We start from the raw sequence: 23,360 nt of genomic DNA, 5'->3' as shown, positions 1-23,360 counted from the left end.
ACCTGTATTTCGCCCGGGTTACACCGACGTGAGCTGCGGTTTCGTCTCGACCCCGGTGGTCTGGATCACCGCGGCCGCCGGCCGGCGAAGGTATACCGCCCACGTCACCGCGCAGCACACGGCGTAGAAGGCGAGGAAGGTGACGAAGGCCGCCGTGCCCGAGCCGGAGGTGAGGAACGCCTCCCGGAAGACCAGGTTGATGCCCAGCCCGCCGAGCGCCCCGACCGCCCCGATCAGGCCCATGGCGGCCCCGGAGAGCCGCCGCCCGTAGGCCGCCGCGGTCTCGCCGCTCATCCCGCGCGCCAGCGCCTTCGCCTGGAAGATGCCCGGGATCATCTTGTACGTCGACCCGTTGCCGAGCCCGCTCAGGACGAACAGCGCCACGAACCCGACGAGGAAGACCGGCAGCGAGGACCGCTCCGAGGCGAAGACGACCACTCCGGTCGCCGCCGCCATCGCCACGAACGTGCCCAGGGTGATCCGCGCCCCGCCGAACCGGTCCGCCAGCGCGCCGCCCACCGGCCGGATCAGCGAGCCGAGGAGCGGTCCGATGAAGGTCAGCGAGGCGGCCTGCAGCGGGGTGCGGCCGAACTGGGTCTGGAGCACCAGCCCGAAGGCGAAGCTGTAGCCGATGAAGGAGCCGAACGTCCCGATGTAGAGGAACGCCATGATCCAGGTGTGCGCGTCCTTGAGGGACTCGCGGACCGCGCCGGTGTCGTTGCGCACGGGCGCCAGGTTGTCCATCCGCGCGGCCGCCAGCACCGCCGCGATCACGATCAGCGGGATGTAGGCGGCGAGCAGGAGCCGCGGGTGCGTGGCTCCGGCGGTGGCGATGACCAGGAGTCCGGCCAACTGCACCACGGGCACGCCGATGTTGCCGCCGCCGGCGTTCAGGCCGAGGGCCCAGCCCTTCTTGCGCAGCGGGAAGAAGGCGTTGATGTTGGTCATGGAGGAGGCGAAGTTGCCGCCGCCCACCCCCGTGAGGGCCGCGACGAGCAGGAAGGTCCCGTACGAGGTGCCGGGCTCCATCACCACCAGGGCGGCCACCGTCGGCGCGAGCAGCATCAGCGCGCTGAAGACGGTCCAGTTCCGGCCGCCGAAGCGGGCGACGGCGAAGGTGTACGGCACCCGCACCAGCGCGCCCACGACGGTCGCCGTCGCGATCAGGAAGAACTTTGCGGCGGGGTCGATGCCGTATTCGGGCCCCATGAAGAGGACCATCACGGACCAGAGCGACCAGATGGAGAAGCCGATGTGCTCGGAGAGCACGGAGTAGACGAGGTTGCGGCGGGCGGTCCGCTCCCCCGTCTCCTTCCAGAAGGTCTCGTCCTCGGGATCCCACTGCTCGATCCAGCGGCCTCCCCTGCGCGGTGCGGTCGTACTGGTCATCACACGCCTCCACAGCTGTCGCGTCCGTGGTGACGACCGTAGGAAGGGCGCGTTTCGGCCTCGGTCCCCGCCGGATGACCGCCGGGAAACCTTGGTCTCACCCACCGCCCGGGCCGTGTGTGAGCCGTGCGGGCAGACGGCTGCCGGGCGGCTGTTCGAGCCATCCCCGCTCGGCCGCCAGTTCGGCGGCCGCGGCAAGCAGGGCGTCCAGCCCGGGGTGGCGCAGGCCCTCGCGCCACACCATCGACAGCGGTGACAGCGGCACCGGATCGGTCAGCGGCAGCTTCACGCATCCCGGCATGTCCAGGAAGTCCACGGTCGCCAGCACCGGATTTCGGGTCTTGGCCATGACCCGGCGGAACTCGTCCTTGCCCACGGCGACCGGCGCGGGCGGCGCCATGAGGATCCCCCGCCCGGCGAACAGCTCGCGCGCCAGCCCCGTCCACTCCAGCGTCCGCGGGTTCCCGGCGCCCACGTACACGGTCTCCCCGGCGAGCGCGTCCAGCGGTACGGACGCCTGCCCGGCCAGGGCGTGCCCCTCGGGCAGCAGCACGGCGAGCGGCTCGTACCGTACGGGGCTGCGCGCGAGCGGCGCCCGCAGCACCGGGTCCAGTCCGTCGGCGTACCCGAAGGAGACGTCGAGCCGCCCGGCCGCGATCTCGGCGGCGGCGTGGGTGAGCCCGCTCTCGAAGCGGGCCATCAGCTCGCAGTCCGGGGCGAGTTCGCGGGCCCGCTCCAGGACCGTGCGGCCGGTGCCGGGCCCGTCGGTGTTCAGGTCGACGAGCAGCGGGCGGGGCTCGGCGTTCCGGCCGAAGGCGGCGGCCAGCTCCTCGTGCGCGCGCAGCACGCGCCGGGCCGGCGGCAGCAGCCGCTGCCCGTCGGCGGTCAGCTCCACCTGCCGGGTGGTCCGTACGAACAGCGAGGTGCCCAGGACCTGTTCGAGCCGCCGGATGTCGCGGCTGAGCGCCTGCTGGGCGACGTAGAGGCGGGCGGCGGCGCGGGTGAAGTGCAGTTCCTCGGCGGCCGCGACGAACCCGCGCAGCAGCCGGGGGTCCACATCACGGGGCATCATCCCCGGAGACTAACAACAAATCCGGGTGAATGGCCTCGGAACAGGTGTTGGACCGGGGCGGGGAGGCGGCCCGAGGCTTTTCCCATGCCCGCCTCGACCACGACCACCGCCCGTGCGCCCCGCATGACCGTCACCGGCAACACCCTCGTCCTCGCCGCCGCGCCCGCGCGTTCCGCCCGCTCCCCCCGGCCGGGCCGGGGGCCCCAGGGCCCGTACCGCCGCCTGTTCGCCCTGCCCGGCGCCCGCGGGTTCACCGCCGGGAACCTGCTCGCCCGGCTCCCCATGGGCATGTTCGGCGTCAGCGCGGTCATGATGATCGCCGGCCAGCGCGGCTCGTACGCCCTCGCCGGCGCGGTCACGGCGACCGGCCTGGCCGCCACGGCGCTGGTCGCACCCTGGACCGCCCGGCTGATCGACCGCCACGGCCAGGCCCGGATCGCCGTCCCGGCCACCCTGATCGCGGTCCTCGGCTCGCTGGCCCTGATCGCGTGCGTCCGTACCGGGGCCCCCGCCTGGACCCTCTTCGCCGCGTACGCCGCGACCGCCACCACCCCCAACATCGGCGGCATGTCCCGCGCCCGCTGGACCCACCTGCTGCGCGACTCCCCGGCCTCGCACCACACGGCGATGTCCTTCGAACAGGCCGCCGACGAAATGTGCTTCATGCTCGGCCCGGTCCTGGCGGCCTTCCTCTGCGGCGCCGTCTTCCCCGAGGCGGGCACCCTCGCCGCCGCCGCCCTGCTGCTCACCGGCATGCTGGTCTTCACCTCCTGCCGCTCCACCCAGCCCCCGGTCACGGCGGCGCCCCGGCGCGGCTCACCGCTGCGCGCCCTCGGCCCGCTGCTGCCCCTCTTCCTCATCACGGGCGTGATCTTCGGCTCGATGGAGATCGCCTCGATCGCCCACCTCGACGCCCGGGGGCTGGGCGCCGCCTCCGGCCTGGTCCTGGCCCTCCAGGCGGCGGGCTCCTGCGCGGCCGGTCTGCTCTACGGCACCCTGCGCCCCCGCTCGTTGAAGGCCTGCGTGTGCGCCCTGGCCGTCCTCATGGCCCTCCCCTGGGCCGCGGCGGCCACCGGCTCGCTGCCCGCACTCGCCTGCGCGCTCCTGCTGGCCGGCATGGCCACCGCCCCGACGATGGTCACGGCGATGTCCCGGGTCCACGCCCTGACCCCCGAGGGACGCCTCAACGAGGGCATGACCCTCGCGGTCACCGCCATCTTCGCGGGCATCGCGGTCGGCGCGGCCGCCACCGGCTGGGCCGTGGAGAACGTGGGCCCGACCGCCGCCTATGCGGTGCCCACCACGGCCGCGCTGCTCGCCCTCGCGACGACCGTGCCGGGCCGATTCATGCGGCGGCCGAGTGATCATGCCCGCGTGGTACGCACGGCGGCCGCGCGCGATCCGCAATAACTGGGGGTGCCTTCCCCAGCGCCCTTCCCTTTGCGGAGGAACACCCCTTGCTGTCTGCTTCCCGCTCCCTGTCCGCGGCCCTGATCGTCGCGGCCGTCACCGCCGGCGCCCTGGTGCCCGCGACGCCGGCCCTCGCCGACTCGACGCTCCGGTTCTCCCAGCCCTACGTACCCTCGATCGCCCCCGGCAAGACGGGCCGCGTCGTCATCGCCGCCCTGGGCGGGACGGAACCGGCCGTCAGCGGAACCTTCCGCATCGCCGCTCCGGACCGGACGACCTTCCCGGAGACCCGCTTCTACTGGAACGGCCGCCGCGCCGCCGCTCCCTGTACGCGGTCGGCCGACGCCCGGCTGCTGACCTGCGACGCCGGAACCCGCGCCGGCTTCCAGTTCCCCGCGGAGGCGCAGACCCAACTGGGAGTGTCCGTACGGGTCGACGCGGACGCCCCGGAAGGAACGACGCTGACCGGCGGCGAGTGGGCGACCGACGTCCACGCGCCCGCCCTGTTCGCCGTCGCCACCGCGGTGGCCGGCCCCAAGGGCGACAAGGGAGACGACGGGCACGACGGCAAACCGGGCCACGACGGACGGCCCGGGCACAAGGGCAAGCCCGGCCCCAAGGGCGACAAGGGCGACAAGGGGGAGCGCGGCGAGAAGGGCGACGCGGGCCCCCGGGGCGAACGCGGCGACACGGGCAAGAACGGCGCCGCGGGACCCGCCGGCCCCCGCGGACCGAAGGGCCCGCAGGGACCCGTCGGACCTCAGGGGCCCCGGGGGCCACAGGGCGAACAGGGCCCGTCCCAGGGGCCGAAGGGCGACCCGGGCAGGCCCGGCCCCAAGGGACCGCAGGGGCCGAAGGGCCACAAGGGTGACCAGGGGAGGCCCGGCCAGCAGGGACCGAAGGGGCCCCAGGGGCCGAAGGGCCCGAAGGGCGACACCGGCAAGCCCGGCGACTGCAAGTGCGGCGGCGGCCACCACGACACCCCGAAGGCCAAGATCGTCACCCCCGGCAAGGGCCTCGGCGTCCGCTCCGGCCCCGGCACCCACTACAAGCAGCACGGCAAGATCCCGACCGGCACGGTGGTCGCGCTCCAGTGCAAGGTCAACGGCCAGAACGTCGAAGGCAATTCGATCTGGTACAAGCTCGCCGACGGCAGCGGCTGGATCTCCGCCCGCTACGCCCTGAACCTCAACAAGGTGCCGTTCTGCTGACGCCAACCAGCCGGGCATGACGAAGGCCCCGCAGCCGAGAAGCTGCGGGGCCTTTGCACACTCGCACCAGTTTTTCAGTACCAGTCCCGTACCGCAGACTCGTACAAGTCAGAGAGGAGCGGACACCATGTCCATAAGCGCCAGCGAAGCCAGGGCGACCCTGCTTCCCCTGATCGAGCGCGTCAACACCGACCACACCCCGGTGCGCATCACCTCAAAGAGCGGTGACGCCGTCCTGATGTCCGCCGACGACTACGACTCCTGGCAGGAGACCGTCCACCTTCTGCGCTCCCCCGCCAATGCCCAGCAGCTGATGGAAGCTGTCGCACGCGACCGGGAGGGCGCGTCCACGTTCATGAAGACACTGGATGAGCTGAGGGAGCTGGCCGGAGGCGAGGAGTGAGGAGTGTCCACTTCGCAACCCGGGTGGGATTGTTCCAGACATGACGAAGGCCCCGCAGCCGAGAGGCTGCGGGGCCTTTGCCCACATGGGATGAGTGGAGATGGCGGGAATCGAACCCGCGTCCAACGGTGCAGAAGCAGGGCTTCTCCGAGCGCAGTCCGCTGCGCTTTTCTCAGCCCCGGAGATCACACGGACAAGTCTCCGACGGGCTCAGTCACTGTTTGGTTTCCCTCCAACCCCCGTGACCGGGGCTAGAGGTTTAGATCCCTAATTGACGCCAGGATCCGGACCGGGACCACTTCCGGGCTGACGCTCCTCACAGAGGCTTCAGCTCACTGTTATTAGGCAGCGAGGGTGAAGCGGGAGTTATCGCTCTTGGAGTTGGCGATTATTGTTTGCGACATGTGGTTTGCGAGATCATTGCCGCTTCCTCGGCTCGCTTCCCCTGCATCGACATCCGCTGTCGAAACCGATCATCCCCATGTTTTTTTAACAATGTGCTCCACCCGCAAGCGGGGGGTGCTGACGCCATGGTACGCGAAGTGGACCACCGCGTGCCAGGAGATTAAACCGTACCCCGCTGACGGCGGCGAATCGCCGAGATCGTCCGGTTCGTCTCGCGGGTGTCCTGCTTCTCCCGCATGGTCTGGCGCTTGTCGTACTCCTTCTTGCCCTTCGCCAGCGCGATCTCGACCTTCGCTCGGCCGTCCTTGAAGTACAGCGACAGGGGCACGATCGTGTGACCCGTCTCCTCCGACTTGCGCTCCAGCTTGTCGATCTCCTCCCGGTGCATGAGGAGCTTGCGCTTGCGCCGGGCGCTGTGGTTGGTCCAGGTGCCCTGGCTGTACTCCGGCACGTGCACGTTGTAGAGCCAGGCCTCCCCGCCCTCCACCGACACGAAGCCGTCCACCAGCGAGGCCCGGCCCTGGCGCATGGACTTGACCTCGGTCCCCGTGAGCACGAGACCGCACTCGTAGGTGTCGATGATCGTGTAGTCGTGCCGCGCCTTCTTGTTCTGGGCGATCAGCTTGCGCCCTTTTTCCTTAGCCATAGTGCGGTCATTTTCGCACTATGGACCCACCCCGAGGCCACCCAATACCGTGACGGCCCGTTCCTCGACCCGGTCGCCCGCCGCCACGTCCGGCGTGATGCCGCTGCCGTCCAGGCTGCGGCCCGCCGGCGTGCGGTACGTGCCCACCGTCAGCTCGGCCACCGAGCCGTCCGGGAGCTCGGTCGGCATCTGCACCGAACCCTTGCCGAAGGTCCGGCTGCCGACCGCCACCGCCCGGCCCCGGTCCTGGAGGGCGCCCGTCACCAGCTCGGCCGCACTCATCGTGCCGCCGTCGACGAGGGCCACCAGCGGCCGGGCCGTGTCCCCGCCCGGGGCCGCGTGCAGGACGCGCTGGTCGCCCCGTACGTCGTACGTCGCCACGAGCCCGCCGTCCAGGAAGGCTGAGGCTGCCGTGACCGCCTCGGCGACCAGCCCGCCCGGATTGCCGCGCAGGTCGAGCACCACCCCGGCGCCGGGCGGTGCCGCGCGGACGGCTGCCCTGACCCGCTCGCCGGAACCGCGGGTGAAGGAGATGACCTTGATGACGGTGACGCCGTCCGCGCGCTGGCGTACGGTCACCGGCTCGGTGCGCAGCTGCTCGCGGCGGACGGTCTCGGTGAGGTCGGCGCCGTCCCGGCTCAGGTTCAGCACCACGGGGGTGCCGGCCGCGCCGCGCAGCAGGGCGACCACGTCGGTCACGGTGAGGCCGGTGACGGCGTGCCCGTCGACGCTCAGCAGCCGGTCCCCGGCGCGCAGGCCGGCCCGTGCGGCGGGGCTGCCGGGCTGGACCTTGTCGACCTTGATCACGCCGTCGTGGGCGCGCCCGGCCCAGACCCCGACGCCGGTCCAGTGACCGTCGAGGCCCTCGGCGAAGGCGGCGTACTCGCCCTGGTCGTAGACGGTGCCCCAGCGGTCTCCGCTGCGGCTGACCACGTCCTGGGCCGCCTTCTTGCCCGACTTCCCCTCGGCCACGGCCTCGGCGGCGGCGCGGGCCACCGCGTCGCGGTCGGCGGTGCCCGCCTCACGGGGGGCACCGGAAGCGGGGAGGTCCGTACGGACCGCGGCGGCCGCGGCGGCCGCGGCGGCGTCCTCGCGGTCCCAGCATCCGGTTAAGGCACCGGTGGCGACGGCGGCGAGGAAGGCCAACGTCAAAACGGCCCCGCGACGCAGGTCGCGGGGCCGGAGACAGAAGGCGGGCAGACCCGGCATGGCGCCGAGTCTAGGACAAGCCCCGCTCCGGTACGGATGGTTGGCCGGACCGCTAGCGGGGCGCTTGTCACACCTTCAGGTACTTGCGCAGGGCGATGAAGGCGGCCATGGAGGGCATCAGGAGGCCGATGAACAACACGTACGGGAGCTTGGCCAGCACCGATCCCCAGCCCATGAAGTCGATCAGCTGGATCTTGTCCCGCAGTCCGACGCCGTGGTCGATCACGAAGTACTGCCCGGAGACGAGCATGGCGCAGGCGAAGAGCGCGCCGATGAGGCCCGCGACGGCGGCCTCCATGATGAAGGGGACCTGGATGTAGAAGCTGGACGCACCCACCAGCCGCATGATCCCGGTCTCCCGCCTGCGGCTGAACGCCGAGACGCGCACGGTGTTGACGATCAGCAGCAGCGCCACGATCAGCATGATCAGCATGATCGCGATGGCGGCGATGTTGAGGTAGTTGAGGATCCGGAAGAGGTCGTCGATCGCCTGGCGCTGGTCGTCGACGGTGTGGATGCCGTCGCGGCCCACGAAGGCGGAGGTGACCACCTTGTACTTCTCCGGGTTCTTGAGCTTGACCCGGAAGGACTCCTGCATCTGGTCGGGCGTGATGGAGGAGGCCAGCGCGGTGTGGCCGTACTGCTCCTGGTAGTGCTTGTACGCCTCGTCGGCCGACTCGTAGGCCACCGACTTGACCAGGGACATCTGCTTGAGCTCGGACTCGATCTGCTTCTTCTGCTCGTCGGTCACGGCGCCCTTGCCGCAGACCGTGACCCCCGTGGCGCCCGATTCCTTGGCCTTGGCCGCGGCCTCACCGGCCTCCTGGGCGTCCTGCTTGTTGCAGAGGTAGATCGAGATGTTGGCCTTGTCGTACCAGTAGCCCTTCATCCTGCTCACCTGCTCGCTCATGAGCAGGGAGCCGCCGAACAGGGCCAGTGACAGGGCCACCGAGATGATGACCGCGAAGGTCATGGTGAGATTGCGACGGAGGCCGACGCCGATCTCCGACATGACGAACTGGGCGCGCATGACGTCTCAAGGGCCTTTCAGTGCTGGTAGCCGTAGACGCCGCGCGACTGGTCGCGTACGAGTCGGCCCTGTTCGAGTTCGATGACGCGCTTGCGCATCTGGTCCACGATCTGCTGATCGTGCGTCGCCATGATCACGGTGGTGCCGGTCCGGTTGATCCGGTCCAGCAGCTTCATGATCCCGACGGAGGTCTGCGGGTCGAGGTTGCCGGTGGGCTCGTCCGCGATCAGCAGGGCGGGGCGGTTGACGAAGGCGCGGGCGATGGCCACGCGCTGCTGCTCACCGCCGGAGAGCTCGCCGGGCATCCGCTCCTCCTTGCCGCCCAGACCGACCAGTTCGAGGACCTGCGGGACGGCCTTGCGGATCTCGCCCCGCGGCTTGCCGATGACCTCCTGCGCGAAGGCCACGTTCTCGGCCACCGTCTTGTTGGGCAGCAGGCGGAAGTCCTGGAAGACGGTCCCCAACTGGCGCCGCATCTGCGGGACCTTCCAGTTGGAGAGCTTGGCGAGGTCCTTGCCCAGGACGTGCACCTGGCCGTGGCTCGCCCGCTCCTCGCGCAGCAGGAGGCGCAGGAACGTGGACTTGCCGGAGCCGGAGGAGCCGACCAGGAAGACGAACTCGCCCTTCGCGATGTCGAGGGAGACTTCTCTGAGTGCGGGACGGCTCTGCTTCGGGTAGGACTTGGAGACACTGTCGAATCGGATCACGGGTGCACCACGGTCGCCGGGAGTAGGTGTGCGTGACCATACGCGAACGGGCGCGAGGTGTGGACCCGGCATCCGGACTTGCCCGATTTATCCCGGGGTCATGGGGGGTCCTGAGCGTGATTGCCCGGACGGGCCGCGCCGAATGTCGGCGAAGCTGGCACAGTGGTAGGGGGAACGGTCTGGTTCCCCACGCCGTTATAGGCATCGACACGACCGAGGGGACGAGAGGAGGAGCGCATGACATATGACCGGCTCGTGTGCGCGAACTGCGCCGCACCCGTCAGCCAGGGCCGCTGCCCGGTGTGCCGGGCGAACCGGGAGCGCCTCCAGCAGCAGGAGGGCCCCTTCTCCGGCCTGAACCCCGTGGCCCTCATCGTGCTCATGGTGGTCCTCGTGGCCGCTCTGGTACTGGTGGCCCAGCAGACCGCCTAGTCGCGGTGCCCGCGGTCTCCGTGCCGCGTACCGATCACACTCGAACACGAGGGCCCGGACACCATCGGTGTCCGGGCCCTCGTGTGTTGCGTCTGCGCGCGCTCCGCGTGATGTGGTCTGCGTTACGCGGTCTGCTCCTGCTGCTTGCGCCAGCGGATCCCGGCCTCCAGGAAGCCGTCGATCTCGCCGTCGAGCACCGCCTGCGGGTTGCCGACCTCGAACTCCGTCCGCAGGTCCTTGACCATCTGGTACGGGTGCAGGACGTAGGAGCGCATCTGGTTGCCCCAGGAGCTTCCGCCGTCCTTGAGGGCGTCCATCTTGTCCTTCTCCTCCTGGCGGCGCCGCTCGAGCAGCTTGGCCTGGAGGACGTTCATCGCGCTGGCCTTGTTCTGGATCTGCGAGCGCTCGTTCTGGCAGGACACCACGATGCCGGTCGGGATGTGCGTGATGCGCACCGCCGAGTCGGTGGTGTTGACGCCCTGGCCGCCGGGGCCGGAGGCGCGGTACACGTCGACGCGCAGCTCGGCCTCGTCGATCTCCACGTGGTCGCTGGTCTCGACGACCGGGAGCACCTCGACGCCCGCGAAGGAGGTCTGGCGGCGGCCCTGGTTGTCGAAGGGCGAGATCCGCACGAGGCGGTGGGTGCCCTGCTCGACGGAGAGGGTGCCGTAGGCGTACGGGGCCTTGACGACGAAGGTGGTCGACTTGATGCCGGCCTCTTCCGCGTACGAGGTCTCGTAGATCTCGGTGGAGTAGCCGTGGCGCTCGGCCCAGCGCAGGTACATCCGCTGGAGGCGCTCGGCGAAGTCGGAGGCGTCGACGCCGCCGGCCTCGGCACGGATGTTGACCAGGGCCTCGCGCTCGGCGTACTCGCCGGAGAGCAGGGTCCGGACCTCCATCTCGTCCAGCGCCTTGCGGACGGAGACCAGCTCGCTCTCCGCCTCGGCGAGGGTGTCCGCGTCGTCCATCTCCTGGGCGAGCTCGAAGAGCACCGCGAGGTCGTCGATGCGACCGCGCAGGGTCTCGGTCTTGCGCACCTCCGCCTGGAGGTGCGAAAGCTTGCTCGTGATCTTCTGAGCTGCCTCCGGGTCGTCCCACAGGGACGGCGCGGCGGCCTGCTCCTCGAGCACGGCGATATCTGCCCTCAGCTTGTCGAGGTCCAGGACGGCCTCGATCGACCCCATGGTCGAGGAGAGGGACTTCAGCTCTTCGGAAACATCGACGACTGCCACGGGTCCAGCGTAGCCGGTCCTCGGACAACGCCGTCCGGGCAGGCCGGATCACCCGTACTGATGACGGCTCGCACGGGCGTACGCTCACCCTATGACCGTTCTCCTCGTCAAGCGCCGCCATGTGGACCACATGCGTGTCACGACGACGAGCTGTCTGCCGCCGGACCAACCCCAAGCCTGATCCACCCCGATCCGACTTGGTCCTGTACGCGGCTCACGCGGTCCCGGCACCATCCCCGCCGGCGACCCTCCCCGCCCGCGGCCCCCGACACCACAAGGGGAACAGGACCCCGTGACATCCGAAACGGAGCCGTCATGCCGTCCGCGCACACTCTCCCCGTCCTGGACCTGTCCCAGGCCGACGACCCGGCCCAGCGGGCCGACTTCCTGAAGCAGCTGCACGCAGCCGCCAGGGACACCGGTTTCCTGCACCTGACCGGGCATGGCGTGACCGCCGCCGAGAGCGCCCGCATCCTGGACCTGACCAGGGCCTTCTTCTCCCTCCCGGAGGCCGACCGGCTGGCCGTGAGCAATCTGAACTCCCCGCACTTCCGCGGCTACACCCGGATCGGCCACGAGCTGACCGGTGGGGCCTCCGACTGGCGGGACCAGCTGGACGTCGGCGCCGAGCGCCCCGCGCCGGCGGTGGGGCCGGACGACCCGGCGTACCTGTGGCTGGAGGGCCCCAACCAGTGGCCGGCCGCCCTGCCGGAGCTCCGCACGGCGGTCCTGGACTGGCAGTCCCGGCTCGCGGCGGTGGCCCACCGTCTGCTCCAGGAGCTCCTCACCTCGATCGGCGCCCCGGCGGACTTCTTCGACGAGGCCTTCGCGGACCGCCCCCATCTGCACACCAAGCTGATCCGCTACCCGGGGTCGGCCCCGTCCGGCGCGGACCAGGGCGTCGGCGCGCACAAGGACTACGGCTTCCTGACCCTGCTGCTGCAGGACTCGGTGGGAGGCCTCCAGGTCGTCCGCGACGGGGGCTACGTGGACGTGCCGCCGCTGCCGGGCGCGTTCGTGGTGAACCTGGGCGAGCTGCTGGAGATCGCGACCGAGGGCTACCTGACGGCGACCGACCACCGGGTGGTCAGCCCGCCGGGTGCGGTGGAGCGGTATTCGGTCCCGTTCTTCTACAACCCGCGCCTCGACGCGGTCGTCGACACGGTCCCGGGCGACTACCTGCGCTCGGCGCCGGGCATCGCGCACGACGCGTCGAACCCGCTGCACGCCGAGTACGGCCGCAACGAGCTGAAGGGCTGGGTCCGCGCGCACCCGGCCGTGGCGCGGCGCTGGCACCCGGAACTGGTCGGCGTCTAAACGGGGCTCCGCCCCGCACCCCGCCGGGGCTCCGCGCCCGCACCCCTACGGCGCTCCGCGCCCGCGCCTCAAACGCCGGCGGGGCTGGAAAACCCAGCCCCGCCGGCGATCTTTCCAGCCTCGCCGGCGTTTGAGGCGCTCTTCCAGCCCCGCCGGCGTTTGAGGCGATCTTTTGAGCCTCGCCGGCGTTTGAGGCGCGGGGTCTGGGGCGGAGCCCCAGGAGGCCGGGCCGCAGGCTACGGGACCCGCGGGACCGACTGCTTGCTGTCCTGGGGTGGGGGCTCATCGCCCCCGGAGAAGGCCAGCCAGCCGCCCAGGCCCACGGCGGCGGCCAACGCCACGGCACACACGGACAGCACCAGCCGCCGCTTGCGCGCAGCCTCCGCCCGGTGCCGGGCCGCGCCCGGCCGGTGCCCGCCGGCCGGCCGCGGGACCCGCGCCGTGCCCAGCGCCCCGCCCGCCAGCTCGTCCGGCCCCGGCACCCGCATCGAGGTGTGGGTGTCACGGTTGGAGTCCGTCGCGGACCCCGGCACCAGCGGGACCACGCCCCGCCGCCGTACCGGATCGGCGGCCGGCTCCTCCGAGGGCTCGGGGTCCGGTTCCGCGTCGTCCGGCTCGTCCACGTCCAGCGGCGGCATGCCGGCCAGCATCGGCAGCATGTCCCGCAGCCGGACCGACAGCTCCGAGGCCCGCAGCCGCGAGGCCGGGGCCTTGGCCAGGCACTGCACGATGAGCTGCCACAGCTCGTCGGGGATCCCCGGCAGCGGGACGACCGTCTCGGTCACGTGCCGCCGCAGGACCGCGCCGGGGTGGCCGCCGCCGAAGGGGGTGAAACCGGCCAGCAGCTCGTACAGGACGGTGGCCAGGGCGTATATGTCCACCGCCGCCCGCGGGGGCAGGCCCTCCACGATCTCGGGGGCCAGGTAGTCCGGGGTGCCGATGATCCGGGTCGTGGGGGCCGAGGCCCGGCCCGCGGAGGCCCGCCGGGGCGAGTCGATCAGCTTGGCCACGCCGAAGTCGGTCAGCAGCGCGGGATGCGCGCCGCCGGGGCCGAGCGGGCCCTGCATGTCCAGCAGGACGTTCTCCGGCTTGACGTCCCGGTGGACGACCCCCGCCGCGTGCGCGGCGGCCAGCGCGTCGGCGACGTCCGCGACGATCGCGACGGCCGCCTCGGGGGCGAGCCGCCGCTCGCGGTCGAGGCGCGTGCGCAGGTCCGTACCGCGGACGAGGTCCATGACGAGGGCGAGGTCGTTGCCGTCCACGACGAGGTCGCGGACGGAGACGACGTGCGGATGGTCCAGGCCGAGGAGCGCGCTGCGCTCCTGGACGAACCGTCCGACCAGTTCCTGGTCGGACGCGAGGTCCTCGCGCAGCAGTTTGACGGCGACGGGCCCGTCAGGACCCTCGCCCAGCCACACCGTGCCCGCGCTCCCGCGCCCCAGGATCTGGTGCGCGGTGTACCGGCTGCCGATCTTCCGTGCCACGACTGCTCCCTCAGCGGCTGGCGTACGCACCAAAGCTACGCGGCCGGATGGGCGTTGGAGGCCGCCAGGGGGCCGGATTCGCGGCGACCTTCACTTCTGCGGGCGAAATCACGCCCCAGAAGTCGACAAATCCACGAAGTCGGCGCTACCGGGGTTCCCTTCAGGGCTGGGTGGACCCCGAGGAGCCCGTCGAGCCCGTGGCGTCCCCGACCGTGCCGACCCAGTCGACGACGTCCGAGCCCCAGGTCCACAGCTGGTCCCACCAGCCCCGGCCCGTGCCGACCCACTCCTGGAGCGGGGTGAGCTCCCAGACCAGCCAGCCCGCCACGAAGAACATCAGGATCACGACCAGGCAGCCCTTGAGGCAGCCGAGGCCGGGGATCCGCACCGGGTTGGCGCTGCGGCGGCGCGGCTCGCGCGGCTCCCGGGGAGCCGGCCGCTGCGGCGGCGGAGCCTGCGGGGGCTGCTGCTGCGGCTGGGGCTGGCGGTACTGGGGCTGCTGCGCCTGAGGCTGCTGCTGGTACGGCTGGGGCTGGTGCTGCTGCGGCTGGTAGTGCTGCGGCGGCGGGGGCGGCGCGTACTGCTGCTGGGGCGGCTGCTGCGGCCGGCGGTACTGGGGCTGCTGCGGCTGCTGGTACTGCTGCTGCGGCGGACCCTGCCCGTACGGCTGCTGCTGGGGCTGCTGGGGCCGGTGCTGCGGCGGCGGGGGCGCCTGCCGCTGCGGACGGCGGCGCAGCGGGTCCTCGTTCGGGTCGAGGTACTGGATCTGCGTCTGCTCGTTGCGGTCGCGGGCGGCCTGCATCTGCGACTGCCACGGATGCGGCTGGTCCGGCCGCTGTACGGGGGGCATCACGGAGGTCGGGTCGGCCCCGGGGGTCCCTGTGCTCTGCAGCACCGAGGTGGCGTCGGCCGCGCCGACCGGCGGCATGACGCTGGTCATGGCGTTCGGGTCGTAGGCGCCCGCGGGCCCGCCCGCCCCGGACGGGAGCATCTGGGTGGGGTCCGCGGCGCCCGGGGTCTCGGGGACCGGCGCCGGCGAGGGGTCGGGCGCGAGCAGCGCGCCGACGCCGAGCGCGGCCTCGACCTCGGCGGCCGAGGAGTGCACGCCGATGCCGGCGGCGACCACGCGCAGGCCGCGGGCCAGGCTCACGGCGCTGGGGCGCTCGTTCGGCTCCTTGCGCAGGCAGCGCTCGATGACCGTCCACAGCGGCTCAGGCACGGTCGAGGGGCGCTGCGGCTCCTCGCTGAGGTGGCGGTGGAGCACTTCGAGCGCGTTGCCGCCGGCGAACGGCGGGCGGCCGGTGAGCAGCTCGTAGAGGAGGATGCCGGCGCCGTAGATGTCGACGGCGGAGGTCTGCGGCCGGCCCTCCGCGGACTCGGGGGCGACGTAGGCCGGGGTGCCGACGAACTCGTGGGTGCGGGTCAGGCCCGGGGAGTCGGCGAGGCGGGCGATGCCGAAGTCGGTGAGCATCGGCTTCATCTGGCCGCCGCGCTCGTCGAGCAGCACGTTGGCCGGCTTCAGGTCGCGGTGCACCACGCCGTCGGCGTGGCTGGCGGCGAGCGCGTCCGCGATCTGGGCGGTCAGCAGGCTCGCGGCGACGGGTGTGAAGGGGCCATTCTCGCGGAGGTACTTGTGCAGGTCCGGGCCGTCGATCAGGTCCATGACCAGGGCGAGCAGATCGCCCTCGACGACGAGGTCGCGGGTGCGCACGATGTTGGGGTGGGTCAGGCGCAGCAGGACCGAACGCTCGCGCAGGAAGCGCATCACGATGTCGGGGTCCTGGGCCAGCTCCTCCTTGAGGACCTTGATGGCCACGGTCTCGCCGGGCTGCCCGGCGACCGCCGCCTCCGCGCCGGCGGCCTCCCTCTGGCGTGCACGCCAGACAGTGCCCGTGGCGCCGCGCCCGAGCGGCTCCTCGAGCAGGTACTTGCTGCCGACTGGCCGCACGTCTCGCGCTCCCCTGCTGTCGTCTGCTGTCGTCTTGCTGTGGTCGATCCCCTGATGGGTTTTCCGGCCCACTCTAGGGGGTGTCCCCCGGGAAGACGCCGGTCCCCGGAGGTTGGTTGCCGCACATATGCGCGAAGGGTGATGTTTGCGGGGTATGCCGGAGGCGTTTTTCCCCCTCTTTCCCCGGCTCGCCGTCGGTATCCGGTCGAGGTCCGCCGCGGGCCGTGATCAATCAAGATCATTTATCGGTGGGCCCCGGGCGTGTTGTCCGCGACAGGTGCGAGGATGCACCCGTACGGACGGCACGGGACGGGAGCCCCGCCATCCGGCAGACCTGACCGGACGACGCGTCCGTGCCGGGTGGGGGGCGACCGGGCAGCCATGCCCCGGACCTCCCTGCCGGGCGCACGCACCGCGCAGAAGGGACCGCTGACGGCGATGCAGATCCGGCTGACCGTCCTTGGGTCGCGCAGCGGCCACCAGACCGCGCCCGCCCCCGCGAGTTGTGACGTACTCGTCACCGCACCCGCCGGCACCCCGCTGGCCGCGGTCGCCTCCGGGCTCGCGGCGACCGTCGGCGGGCCCGACACCGGGGGCACGGTCGTGCTGTACGCCGGTTCCGAGCGCCTCGACCTCCAGCGGCGGGTCCTCGGCGAACCGCCCCTCGTCGACGGTGCGGTCCTGGCGCTGCACGCGCCGGTGCCGGACGTCCTGCCCGAGGACGGCCTCGGCGCACCCCAGCTGCACGTGGTCGCCGGACCCGACGCGGGCGGCGTGCACCTGCTGCACAGCGGGCAGATCCGGGTGGGCCGCTCCTCCGACGCCGACGTCCCGCTGGACGACCCCGACGTGTCGCGGATGCACTGCGCCGTGACGGTGATCCGCGACGGACGGGTCGCGGTGGCCGACCTGGACTCGACGAACGGCACCACGCTGGATGGCACCCCCGTGGGACCCCAGCCGGTCGCCCTGCCGCCGGGGGCGCTGCTGCGGGTCGGCGAGTCCACCCTGCGACTGGCGCCCGCGGGCCCGCCCCCGCTGCAGGTGACCCCGGACCTGGAGGGCCACCTCGCCCTCCCCGGCCCCGCCGCGCCCGTCCCCGGGCCGCGCACGCCCGCCTCCGGCACGGCGCCCGACGCCTCCGGCACGAACATCCCGACCGGCACGAACCCCCCGGCAGGTCCGACCGCCCCGGCAGGTCCCGCCGGGCCCGCGGCTGGACCCGCGGGCGGGCCCAGCCTGCCGACCCACCCCGCCCCGACCGGCTCCCCCGCACCCGGCGACAGTCCGACGGACGCCGACGCGCCGTCCGGGCTCCGCCCCGGCGCCCCCGACGCAGGACCGGGCCGCCGCAAGGGGCTCGGGGCATGGGCCCGCAAGTGGGTGCGCGGGGAGGACGTCCCCGAGCCCGCACCGCAGGCCGTGGCCCTCGCCGCCGCACCGGACCCCGACGACCCCGCCGCGCTGCTGCTGGCCGCGATGGGTCCCACCGAGCGCCTGTGGTCCCGTACGCCCGGCCGGCCCGGCCACGCCGCGGCGCTGCAGGTCGGGCTCGGCGCCGGCAGCCGGGTGTCACTGCCCGCCGTCGGCGCCCTCGGCCTGGCCGGCCCGCGGGCCCGGCTGGCCGGGGTCGCCCGCTGGGCGGTCGCCCAGCTGGCGGGGCTGCACGCGCCGGGGCAGCTGGAGATCGTGCTCGTCTCCACCGACCGGGCCCGCCCGCTCGCCGACCGGCGGCGCGACTGGGGCTGGCTCGGCTGGCTGCCCCACGTACGGCCCGCGCACGGCCAGGACTGCCGGCTCCTGCTCGCGTACGACCGCGACCAGGCCGCGGCCCGCACCGGTGAACTGACCCGGCGCCTCGACGACGGTCCGCTCGGCACGCACTGGGCCGCCGCCGACCCCGCGCGCGTGCGGCAGGCGGCCGAGGCCTACGAAGGCCCGTACACGCTCCTCGTCCTCGACGGCGATCCCGGGGCCGGTCCGCTGCGCGACATCACCGGACGGCTCGCCTCGCACGGCCCGGCCGCCGGGATCCACGTGCTCGCGCTCGCCGACGCCCCGGCCGCCACCCCCGCCTCACCGGTCACCGAGACGTACGAGGCCGCGTGCGCGAGCACGCCCGCCTTCCGGGACTGCGGCGCGGTCGCCCTGCTCAGCGGTGACGTGGCCACGGCCGTACGGACCTTCTCGGTCAGCGGCGGCAGGCCGGTCCCGTCCGGGGGCACCGCCACCGCCGACGCCGTCTCCGCCGCCTGGGCCGAGCGCTTCGCCCGCGCCCTGGCGCCCCTGCGCACCGGGGACGGCGGCTCCACCGGGCCCTACCGCACGACCGCGGCCGCCCTGCCCGCCACCGCACGGCTGCTGGACGAGCTGGGGCTGGCCCGGGCCACCCCGGCCTCCCTGATGGCCCGCTGGGCCGCCGCCACCGACCAGGGCCAGGGCAAGGGCGGCCTCGCCGAGATCGTGCTGGGCAGCGGGCGGCGCGGACCCGTCGGCACCGAACTGGTCCACGACGGCCCGCACCTGTTCATCGAGGGACCCGCGGGGAGCGGGCGGACCGAGCTGCTGCGCTCGGTGGCCGCGTCCCTGTCCGCGGGCGCCCGGCCGGACCGGCTCGGGCTGGTCCTCCTCGACGGGGCGGGCGGCGAGCGCGGCGACGGGCTGCTGCCCTGCACCGAACTCCCCCACGTCTCGGCCCATCTGGTCGCCTCCGATCCGCTGCGCATGCGGGAGTTCGCGCAGGCGCTGGGCGCCGAGCTCAAGCGCCGCTCCGAGCTGCTGGACGGGGTGCCGTTCGCCGAGTGGCACGCACAGCGCGAGGTCTCCGACCGGATGGTCGCGCCCCGCCAGCCCACCTCGGGCGAGCTGCGCGGCGACCTCGAACCCCAGCGCACGGGAACGCTCCGGCTGCGCGCCTCCGCCGCCCGCACGGACCCGGCCGGACCGAGCCCGCTGCCCCGCCTGGTGGTCCTGGTGGACGACCTCGACGCGCTGGTCGCGCCGGGGCTCGGCAGTACCGGCCGCCCCGCCGCCGGATCGGTGGTCCGGGCGCTGGAGGCGGTGGCCCGCGAGGGCGCCCGCCTCGGCGTGCACCTGGTGGCCGCCACCGCCCGCCCGGACCGTACGGCGGACACCGGGCCGGCCCGGATGGCCACCCTGCGCGTGGAGCTCGACGCCCCCGACCAGCCGGGCCCCGGCCGCGGCCTGCTCCGGTTCGCGGACGGCCGTACGGTCCCCTTCCAGGCGGGCCGGGTCACCGGCCGGATCCCCCGGACGGCGACCCAGCGGCCGACCGTGGTCCCGGTGGAGTGGGAGCGGATGGGCGATCCGCCGGCCCGCCGCCCGGTCCGTGAGCTGGGCAACGGGCCGACCGACCTCGCGCTGCTGGCCAGCGCCCTGGACCGGGCCTCGCACCTGGTCTCGGCGATACCCGTGCTCTTCCCGCCGTCGCCCTGACCCGCGCGTCCGCCCCCGCGACGCGGTATTGCGGGGGCGCGCGGGTCGGCGTAGACCTTGTGGTCCGGGACACACCACGGGCATCGGGGGCAGAGCCATGCGCAGGCACGGAACGAGCCGCACGACACTCACCTGGACGGCGCTCGCCGCCGCGGGAGCGCTCGCGCTCACCGCGTGCGGGGGCGACGGGGAGAAGGAACCGCAGGCACCCCAGGGCGCCACGGCCTCGCCCCGGGTGGAATTACCGAAACTGACCGGTGAGAAGGTCGAGGTCGCGGCGGTCTGGACGGGCCCGGAGCAGGAGAACTTCACCAAGGTCCTGAAGGAGTTCGAGAAGCGGACGGGAGCCACGGTCACCTTCGTCCCGGCCCAGGACCCGATCGTCACCTTCCTCGGAACGAAGATCGCCGGCGGGGCCCCGCCGGACGTCGCACTGCTCCCGCAGGTCGGGGCGCTGGTCTCGGCGGTGCAGAACAAGTGGGTGCAGCCGGTGGGACCGGAGGCCAAGGCGCAGCTGGACGCGAACTACTCGGCGGGCTGGAAGGACCTCGGCGCGGTCGGGGGCACCCAGTACGGCGTGTACTACAAGGCCGCCAACAAGTCGCTGATCTGGTACAACGCGAAGGCCTTCGAGGCGGCGGGCGTCAAGCCCCCGAAGACCTGGAAGGAACTGATCACCGCAGCCGACACCCTCTCCGCGTCGGGCACCCCGGCCGTCTCGGTGGCGGGCGCGGACGGCTGGACCCTCACCGACTGGTTCGAGAACGTCTACCTCTCCCAGGCGGGGCCGGAGAAGTACGACCAGCTGGCCAAACACCAGATCAAGTGGACGGACGACAGCGTCAAGCAGGCCCTGACCACGCTCGGCGAGCTGTTCGGGCGCAAGGACTTCCTGGCGGGCGGGACCAGCGGGGCGCTGTCCACGGAGTTCCCGAAGTCGGTGACGCAGACCTTCACCGGCGGCGACCGGCCGGCGGCCGCGATGGTCTTCGAGGGCGACTTCGTGGCGGTGAACATCGCGCAGACCGAGGCGAAGGTGGGCACGGACGCCCTCGTCTTCCCGTTCCCTGCGGTCGGCGCGAAGGCGCCGGTGGTCTCGGGCGGTGACGTTGCCGTCGCGCTGAAGCCGTCGAAGGGCGCGCAGGCGCTGCTGACCTTCCTGGCCTCGCCGGACGCGGCGGAGATCCAGGCCCGCGAGGGCGGTTTCCTCTCCCCGAACAAGGCGGTGGACCCGGCGGCCTACCCGAACGACATCCAGCGCGGCATCGCCAAGGCGCTGATCGCGGCGGGCGACGACTTCCGCTTCGACATGTCGGACCAGGCCCCGGCGGCCTTCGGCGGGACCCCGGGCGCGGGCGAGTGGAAGGCGCTCCAGGACTTCCTGGCGAACCCGTCGGACGTGGCGGGCACCCAGGCGAAACTGGAGGCGGACGCGGCCAAGGCCTACGGGAACTGATCCCGGTGAAGGCCCCGTCCCCGTCGGACCCTTCGCCCCCGTCCTCCTCGTCCGACTCCTCGTCCTCGTCCACCTCCTCTGCCGCGTCCGCCGCGTCCGCCGCGTCCGCCGCGTCGGCCCGGTCGCAGGCCTCCCGCGGGCTGTCCGCGGAGGCCCGGCGCCGCCGCCTGATCGCGGCGGCGTTCCTCCTCCCGGCCCTCGTACTGCTGGGCGCGCTCGTCGTGCACCCGATCGGCTACTCCCTCTACCGCAGCTTCTTCGACCGCTCCGGCGGCACGTTCGTCGGCGGCGACAACTACCGCGAGATCCTGAGCGACGACACCATCCGCACCGCCCTGGAGAACACGGCGGTGTGGGTGGTGCTCGCCCCGACCACGGCCACCGCGCTCGGCCTGATCTTCGCGGTGCTCACCGAACGGGTCCGCTGGGGAACGGCGTTCAAGCTGCTGGTGTTCATGCCGATGGCGATCTCGATGCTGGCGGCGGGCATCATCTTCCGGCTCGTCTACGACCACGATCCCGACCGGGGCGTCGCCAACGCGGTCTGGGTCGGGGTCCACGACACCTTCGCCGAGTCCTCGGCCTTCCCCAAGGCCCGCCCGGGCCGGGACTCGCCGCTCGCGGACGCCGGCGGGGGCGCCTTCGTGACCCGCGACCCCGTCCGCGCGGGCACCCCGGTGCTGCTGCCGCTGGTCGGGGTGGCCCCGGAGGCCCTGCCCGAGGGGACGCGGACGGCCGGCAACTCCGAGCCCGTACCGGGCAAGGTCACCGGCACCGTCTGGCAGGACTTCACCCGGGGCGGGGGCGGTGCGACGAACGTGGTCGACCCGACCGAACAGGGCTTCGCCGGGATGCGGATCGAGGCGGTCAAGGACGGCCGGGTGGTCGACACGGCGACGGCCCGCGCCGACGGCACCTTCACCCTGTCCGCGAAGGCCGACGGGGCGCAGCTGCGGCTGCCCGCCGCCAACTTCCGGGAGGCGTACGCCGGGGTGGAGTGGCTCGGCCCGTCGCTGGTCACCCCGGCGGTCATCGGGGCGTACGTATGGATGTGGGCCGGTTTCGCGATGGTGCTGATCGGGGCCGGGCTGGCCGCCGTACCGCGTGAGCTGCTGGAGGCGGCGCGCGTGGACGGGGCGAACGAGTGGCAGGTGTTCCGCCGGATCACCGTCCCGCTGCTGGCGCCCGTCCTCGCGGTCGTGCTCGTCACCCTCGTCATCAACGTCATGAAGATCTTCGACCTGGTCTTCGTGATCGCGCCGGGCGCGGTCCAGGACGACGCGAACGTGCTCGCGCTCCAGCTGTACCGGACCTCCTTCGGCACGGACGCCCATCCGGGGCTGGGCAGCGCCATCGCCGTGCTGCTGCTGGTGCTGGTGATCCCGGTGATGCTCGTGAACATCCGCCGGCTGCGCAAGGAGAGGTCCCGATGAGCCGTTCCGACGCGCCGCCGGACCCGACGGGGGGCACCGGTACCCCGGCCGCGGCGAAGGCCCCGTACGCCAAGGCCCCGTACGCCGCGACCTCGTACGCCAAGGCCTCGTACGCCAGGCTCGCCTCCGCCAAGCTCGCCGCGGGCGCGGTGCGCGTGTTCCTGGTCGCGGCCGCGCTGTTCTGGCTGCTGCCCACCCTGGGGCTGCTCCTCTCCTCCTTCCTCTCCCCCACCGACCTCAACAAGGGCGGCTGGTGGCAGGTGCTGACCGCGCCCTCGCGGCTGACCGCCGGCAACTACGAGCGGCTGCTGGCCAACGACACGATCACCGGCTCCCTCCTGAACACGTTCGCGATCGCGGTGCCGGCCACCCTGCTCGTGCTCGTCCTGGGCTCGTTGGCCGGATACGCCTTCGCCTGGCTGGAGTTCCCCGGCCGGGACTGGCTCTTCCTCGTCGTGGTCGGGCTGCTCGTCGTCCCCGTACAGGTGGCGCTGATCCCGGTCTCCGAACTCTTCGGCACCATCGGGCTGTTCGAGACCACGGCGGGAGTGGTCCTCTTCCACACCGCCTTCGGCCTGCCCTTCGCCGTGTTCCTGCTGCGCAACTTCTTCGCGCAGATCCCGCGCGAGTTGCTGGAGGCGGCCCGCCTGGACGGGGCGGGCGAACTGCGGCTGTTCACGCGGGTGGTGCTGCCGCTCGGCGGGCCGGCGATCGCCTCGCTCGGCATCTTCCAGTTCCTGTGGGTGTGGAACGACATGCTCGTGGCGCTGGTCTTCGCGGACTCGGCCAGCCCGCCGGTCACGGTCGCGCTCCAGCAGCAGGTGCGGCAGTTCGGGAACAACATCGACGTGCTGGCGCCCGGCGCGTTCCTGTCGATGGTGATCCCGCTCGTGGTCTTCTTCGCCTTCCAGCGGCAGTTCGTCTCGGGGGTGATGGCCGGAGCGATCAAGTAGCGGCAGCGGGGGCGGCCGGTCCGGCGCACGCGGGTCGACGCACCCGGCCGGCGCGCCCCCGGCAGGCGCACGCCGGCCGACATGCCACGGCCGACGTGCGCCGTTGACGCTGCGTAACCCGAATGCCACACGCTGCGTAACCCGATCGCCACGCCGGGGGTTCCTGG

The 23,360-nt window shown here is 72.8% G+C and carries 18 protein-coding genes and 1 other RNA gene; 9 read left to right on the top strand and 10 right to left on the bottom strand.

The window, feature by feature from the left end; genetic code table 11:
• Positions 1–18 precede the first annotated feature (18 nt).
• Positions 19–1,389, bottom strand: a complete 1,371-nt coding sequence (locus tag OG534_RS22635; RefSeq protein ID WP_326590209.1) for a nitrate/nitrite transporter — start codon at positions 1,387–1,389, stop codon at positions 19–21.
• Between the two features lie 97 nt (positions 1,390–1,486).
• Positions 1,487–2,461, bottom strand: coding sequence for a LysR family transcriptional regulator (locus tag OG534_RS22630; RefSeq protein WP_442807130.1), 975 nt, complete (start codon positions 2,459–2,461; stop codon positions 1,487–1,489).
• Between the two features lie 84 nt (positions 2,462–2,545).
• Here OG534_RS22630 and OG534_RS22625 point away from each other — a divergent pair, with 84 nt between their 5' ends.
• The 3 genes from OG534_RS22625 (at position 2,546) to OG534_RS22615 (ending at position 5,485) form a co-directional block, all read left to right on the top strand.
• On the top strand, positions 2,546–3,871 hold the full coding sequence (locus tag OG534_RS22625; protein WP_442807129.1) for an MFS transporter: 1,326 nt from the start codon (positions 2,546–2,548) through the stop codon (positions 3,869–3,871).
• A gap of 47 nt (positions 3,872–3,918) precedes the next feature.
• Positions 3,919–5,082, top strand: a complete 1,164-nt coding sequence (locus tag OG534_RS22620; RefSeq protein WP_326590208.1) for an SH3 domain-containing protein — start codon at positions 3,919–3,921, stop codon at positions 5,080–5,082.
• Between the two features lie 127 nt (positions 5,083–5,209).
• Positions 5,210–5,485: a type II toxin-antitoxin system Phd/YefM family antitoxin gene (locus OG534_RS22615; protein ID WP_326590207.1), complete on the top strand. Its 276-nt coding sequence runs from the start codon at positions 5,210–5,212 to the stop codon at positions 5,483–5,485.
• 92 nt (positions 5,486–5,577) lie between these two features.
• Here the strand turns inward: OG534_RS22615 and ssrA are convergent.
• From ssrA to ftsE, 5 genes are all read right to left on the bottom strand, one after another.
• Positions 5,578–5,966, bottom strand: a transfer-messenger RNA (tmRNA) gene (gene ssrA / locus OG534_RS22610).
• A gap of 84 nt (positions 5,967–6,050) precedes the next feature.
• Positions 6,051–6,536, bottom strand: a complete 486-nt coding sequence (smpB, locus tag OG534_RS22605; RefSeq protein WP_326590205.1) for an SsrA-binding protein SmpB — start codon at positions 6,534–6,536, stop codon at positions 6,051–6,053.
• An 18-nt stretch (positions 6,537–6,554) separates the two neighbouring features.
• A complete protein-coding gene (locus OG534_RS22600; RefSeq protein ID WP_326590204.1) occupies positions 6,555–7,745 on the bottom strand; it encodes a S41 family peptidase in 1,191 nt (396 codons plus the stop codon).
• Positions 7,746–7,812: 67 nt separating this feature from the next.
• Complete coding sequence (gene ftsX / locus OG534_RS22595) at positions 7,813–8,775, bottom strand: permease-like cell division protein FtsX (protein ID WP_326590203.1); 963 nt, start codon at positions 8,773–8,775, stop codon at positions 7,813–7,815.
• A gap of 17 nt (positions 8,776–8,792) precedes the next feature.
• The gene (gene ftsE, locus OG534_RS22590) at positions 8,793–9,482 is read right to left on the bottom strand and encodes a cell division ATP-binding protein FtsE (RefSeq protein WP_326590202.1); all 690 of its coding nucleotides are present in this window, start codon (positions 9,480–9,482) and stop codon (positions 8,793–8,795) included.
• Between the two features lie 237 nt (positions 9,483–9,719).
• Here ftsE and OG534_RS22585 point away from each other — a divergent pair, with 237 nt between their 5' ends.
• Entirely contained in the window at positions 9,720–9,914 is a 195-nt protein-coding gene (locus OG534_RS22585; RefSeq protein WP_326590201.1) for a hypothetical protein, read from the top strand.
• Positions 9,915–10,036: 122 nt separating this feature from the next.
• Here the strand turns inward: OG534_RS22585 and prfB are convergent, their stop codons facing one another.
• A complete protein-coding gene (gene prfB / locus OG534_RS22580; RefSeq protein WP_326590200.1) occupies positions 10,037–11,146 on the bottom strand; it encodes a peptide chain release factor 2 in 1,110 nt (369 codons plus the stop codon).
• Positions 11,147–11,461: 315 nt separating this feature from the next.
• Here prfB and OG534_RS22575 point away from each other — a divergent pair, with 315 nt between their 5' ends.
• Positions 11,462–12,463, top strand: coding sequence for an isopenicillin N synthase family dioxygenase (locus tag OG534_RS22575; RefSeq protein ID WP_326590199.1), 1,002 nt, complete (start codon positions 11,462–11,464; stop codon positions 12,461–12,463).
• Positions 12,464–12,699: 236 nt separating this feature from the next.
• Here the strand turns inward: OG534_RS22575 and OG534_RS22570 are convergent, their stop codons facing one another.
• Entirely contained in the window at positions 12,700–13,947 is a 1,248-nt protein-coding gene (locus OG534_RS22570) for a serine/threonine-protein kinase (RefSeq protein WP_326590197.1), read from the bottom strand.
• A 160-nt stretch (positions 13,948–14,107) separates the two neighbouring features.
• Positions 14,108–15,895, bottom strand: coding sequence for a serine/threonine-protein kinase (locus OG534_RS22565; protein ID WP_326590195.1), 1,788 nt, complete (start codon positions 15,893–15,895; stop codon positions 14,108–14,110).
• Between the two features lie 381 nt (positions 15,896–16,276).
• Here OG534_RS22565 and OG534_RS22560 point away from each other — a divergent pair, with 381 nt between their 5' ends.
• From OG534_RS22560 to OG534_RS22545, 4 genes are all read left to right on the top strand, one after another.
• A complete protein-coding gene (locus OG534_RS22560; protein ID WP_442807128.1) occupies positions 16,277–19,351 on the top strand; it encodes an FHA domain-containing protein in 3,075 nt (1,024 codons plus the stop codon).
• A gap of 97 nt (positions 19,352–19,448) precedes the next feature.
• Positions 19,449–20,807 (top strand): ABC transporter substrate-binding protein, encoded by a 1,359-nt coding sequence (locus OG534_RS22555; protein WP_326590193.1) that lies wholly within the window; start codon positions 19,449–19,451, stop codon positions 20,805–20,807.
• A 140-nt stretch (positions 20,808–20,947) separates the two neighbouring features.
• Entirely contained in the window at positions 20,948–22,240 is a 1,293-nt protein-coding gene (locus OG534_RS22550) for a carbohydrate ABC transporter permease (protein WP_326593763.1), read from the top strand.
• Positions 22,237–23,193, top strand: a complete 957-nt coding sequence (locus OG534_RS22545) for a carbohydrate ABC transporter permease (RefSeq protein WP_326590191.1) — start codon at positions 22,237–22,239, stop codon at positions 23,191–23,193. The genes OG534_RS22550 and OG534_RS22545 overlap by 4 nt, the downstream gene beginning before the upstream one ends.
• Positions 23,194–23,360 lie beyond the last annotated feature (167 nt).

It is taken from the genome of Streptomyces sp. NBC_01294 (assembly GCF_035917235.1).
GTDB classification, from domain to species: Bacteria; Actinomycetota; Actinomycetes; order Streptomycetales; family Streptomycetaceae; genus Streptomyces; species Streptomyces caledonius.
This window is presented reverse-complemented; position numbering and strand designations above follow the sequence as displayed.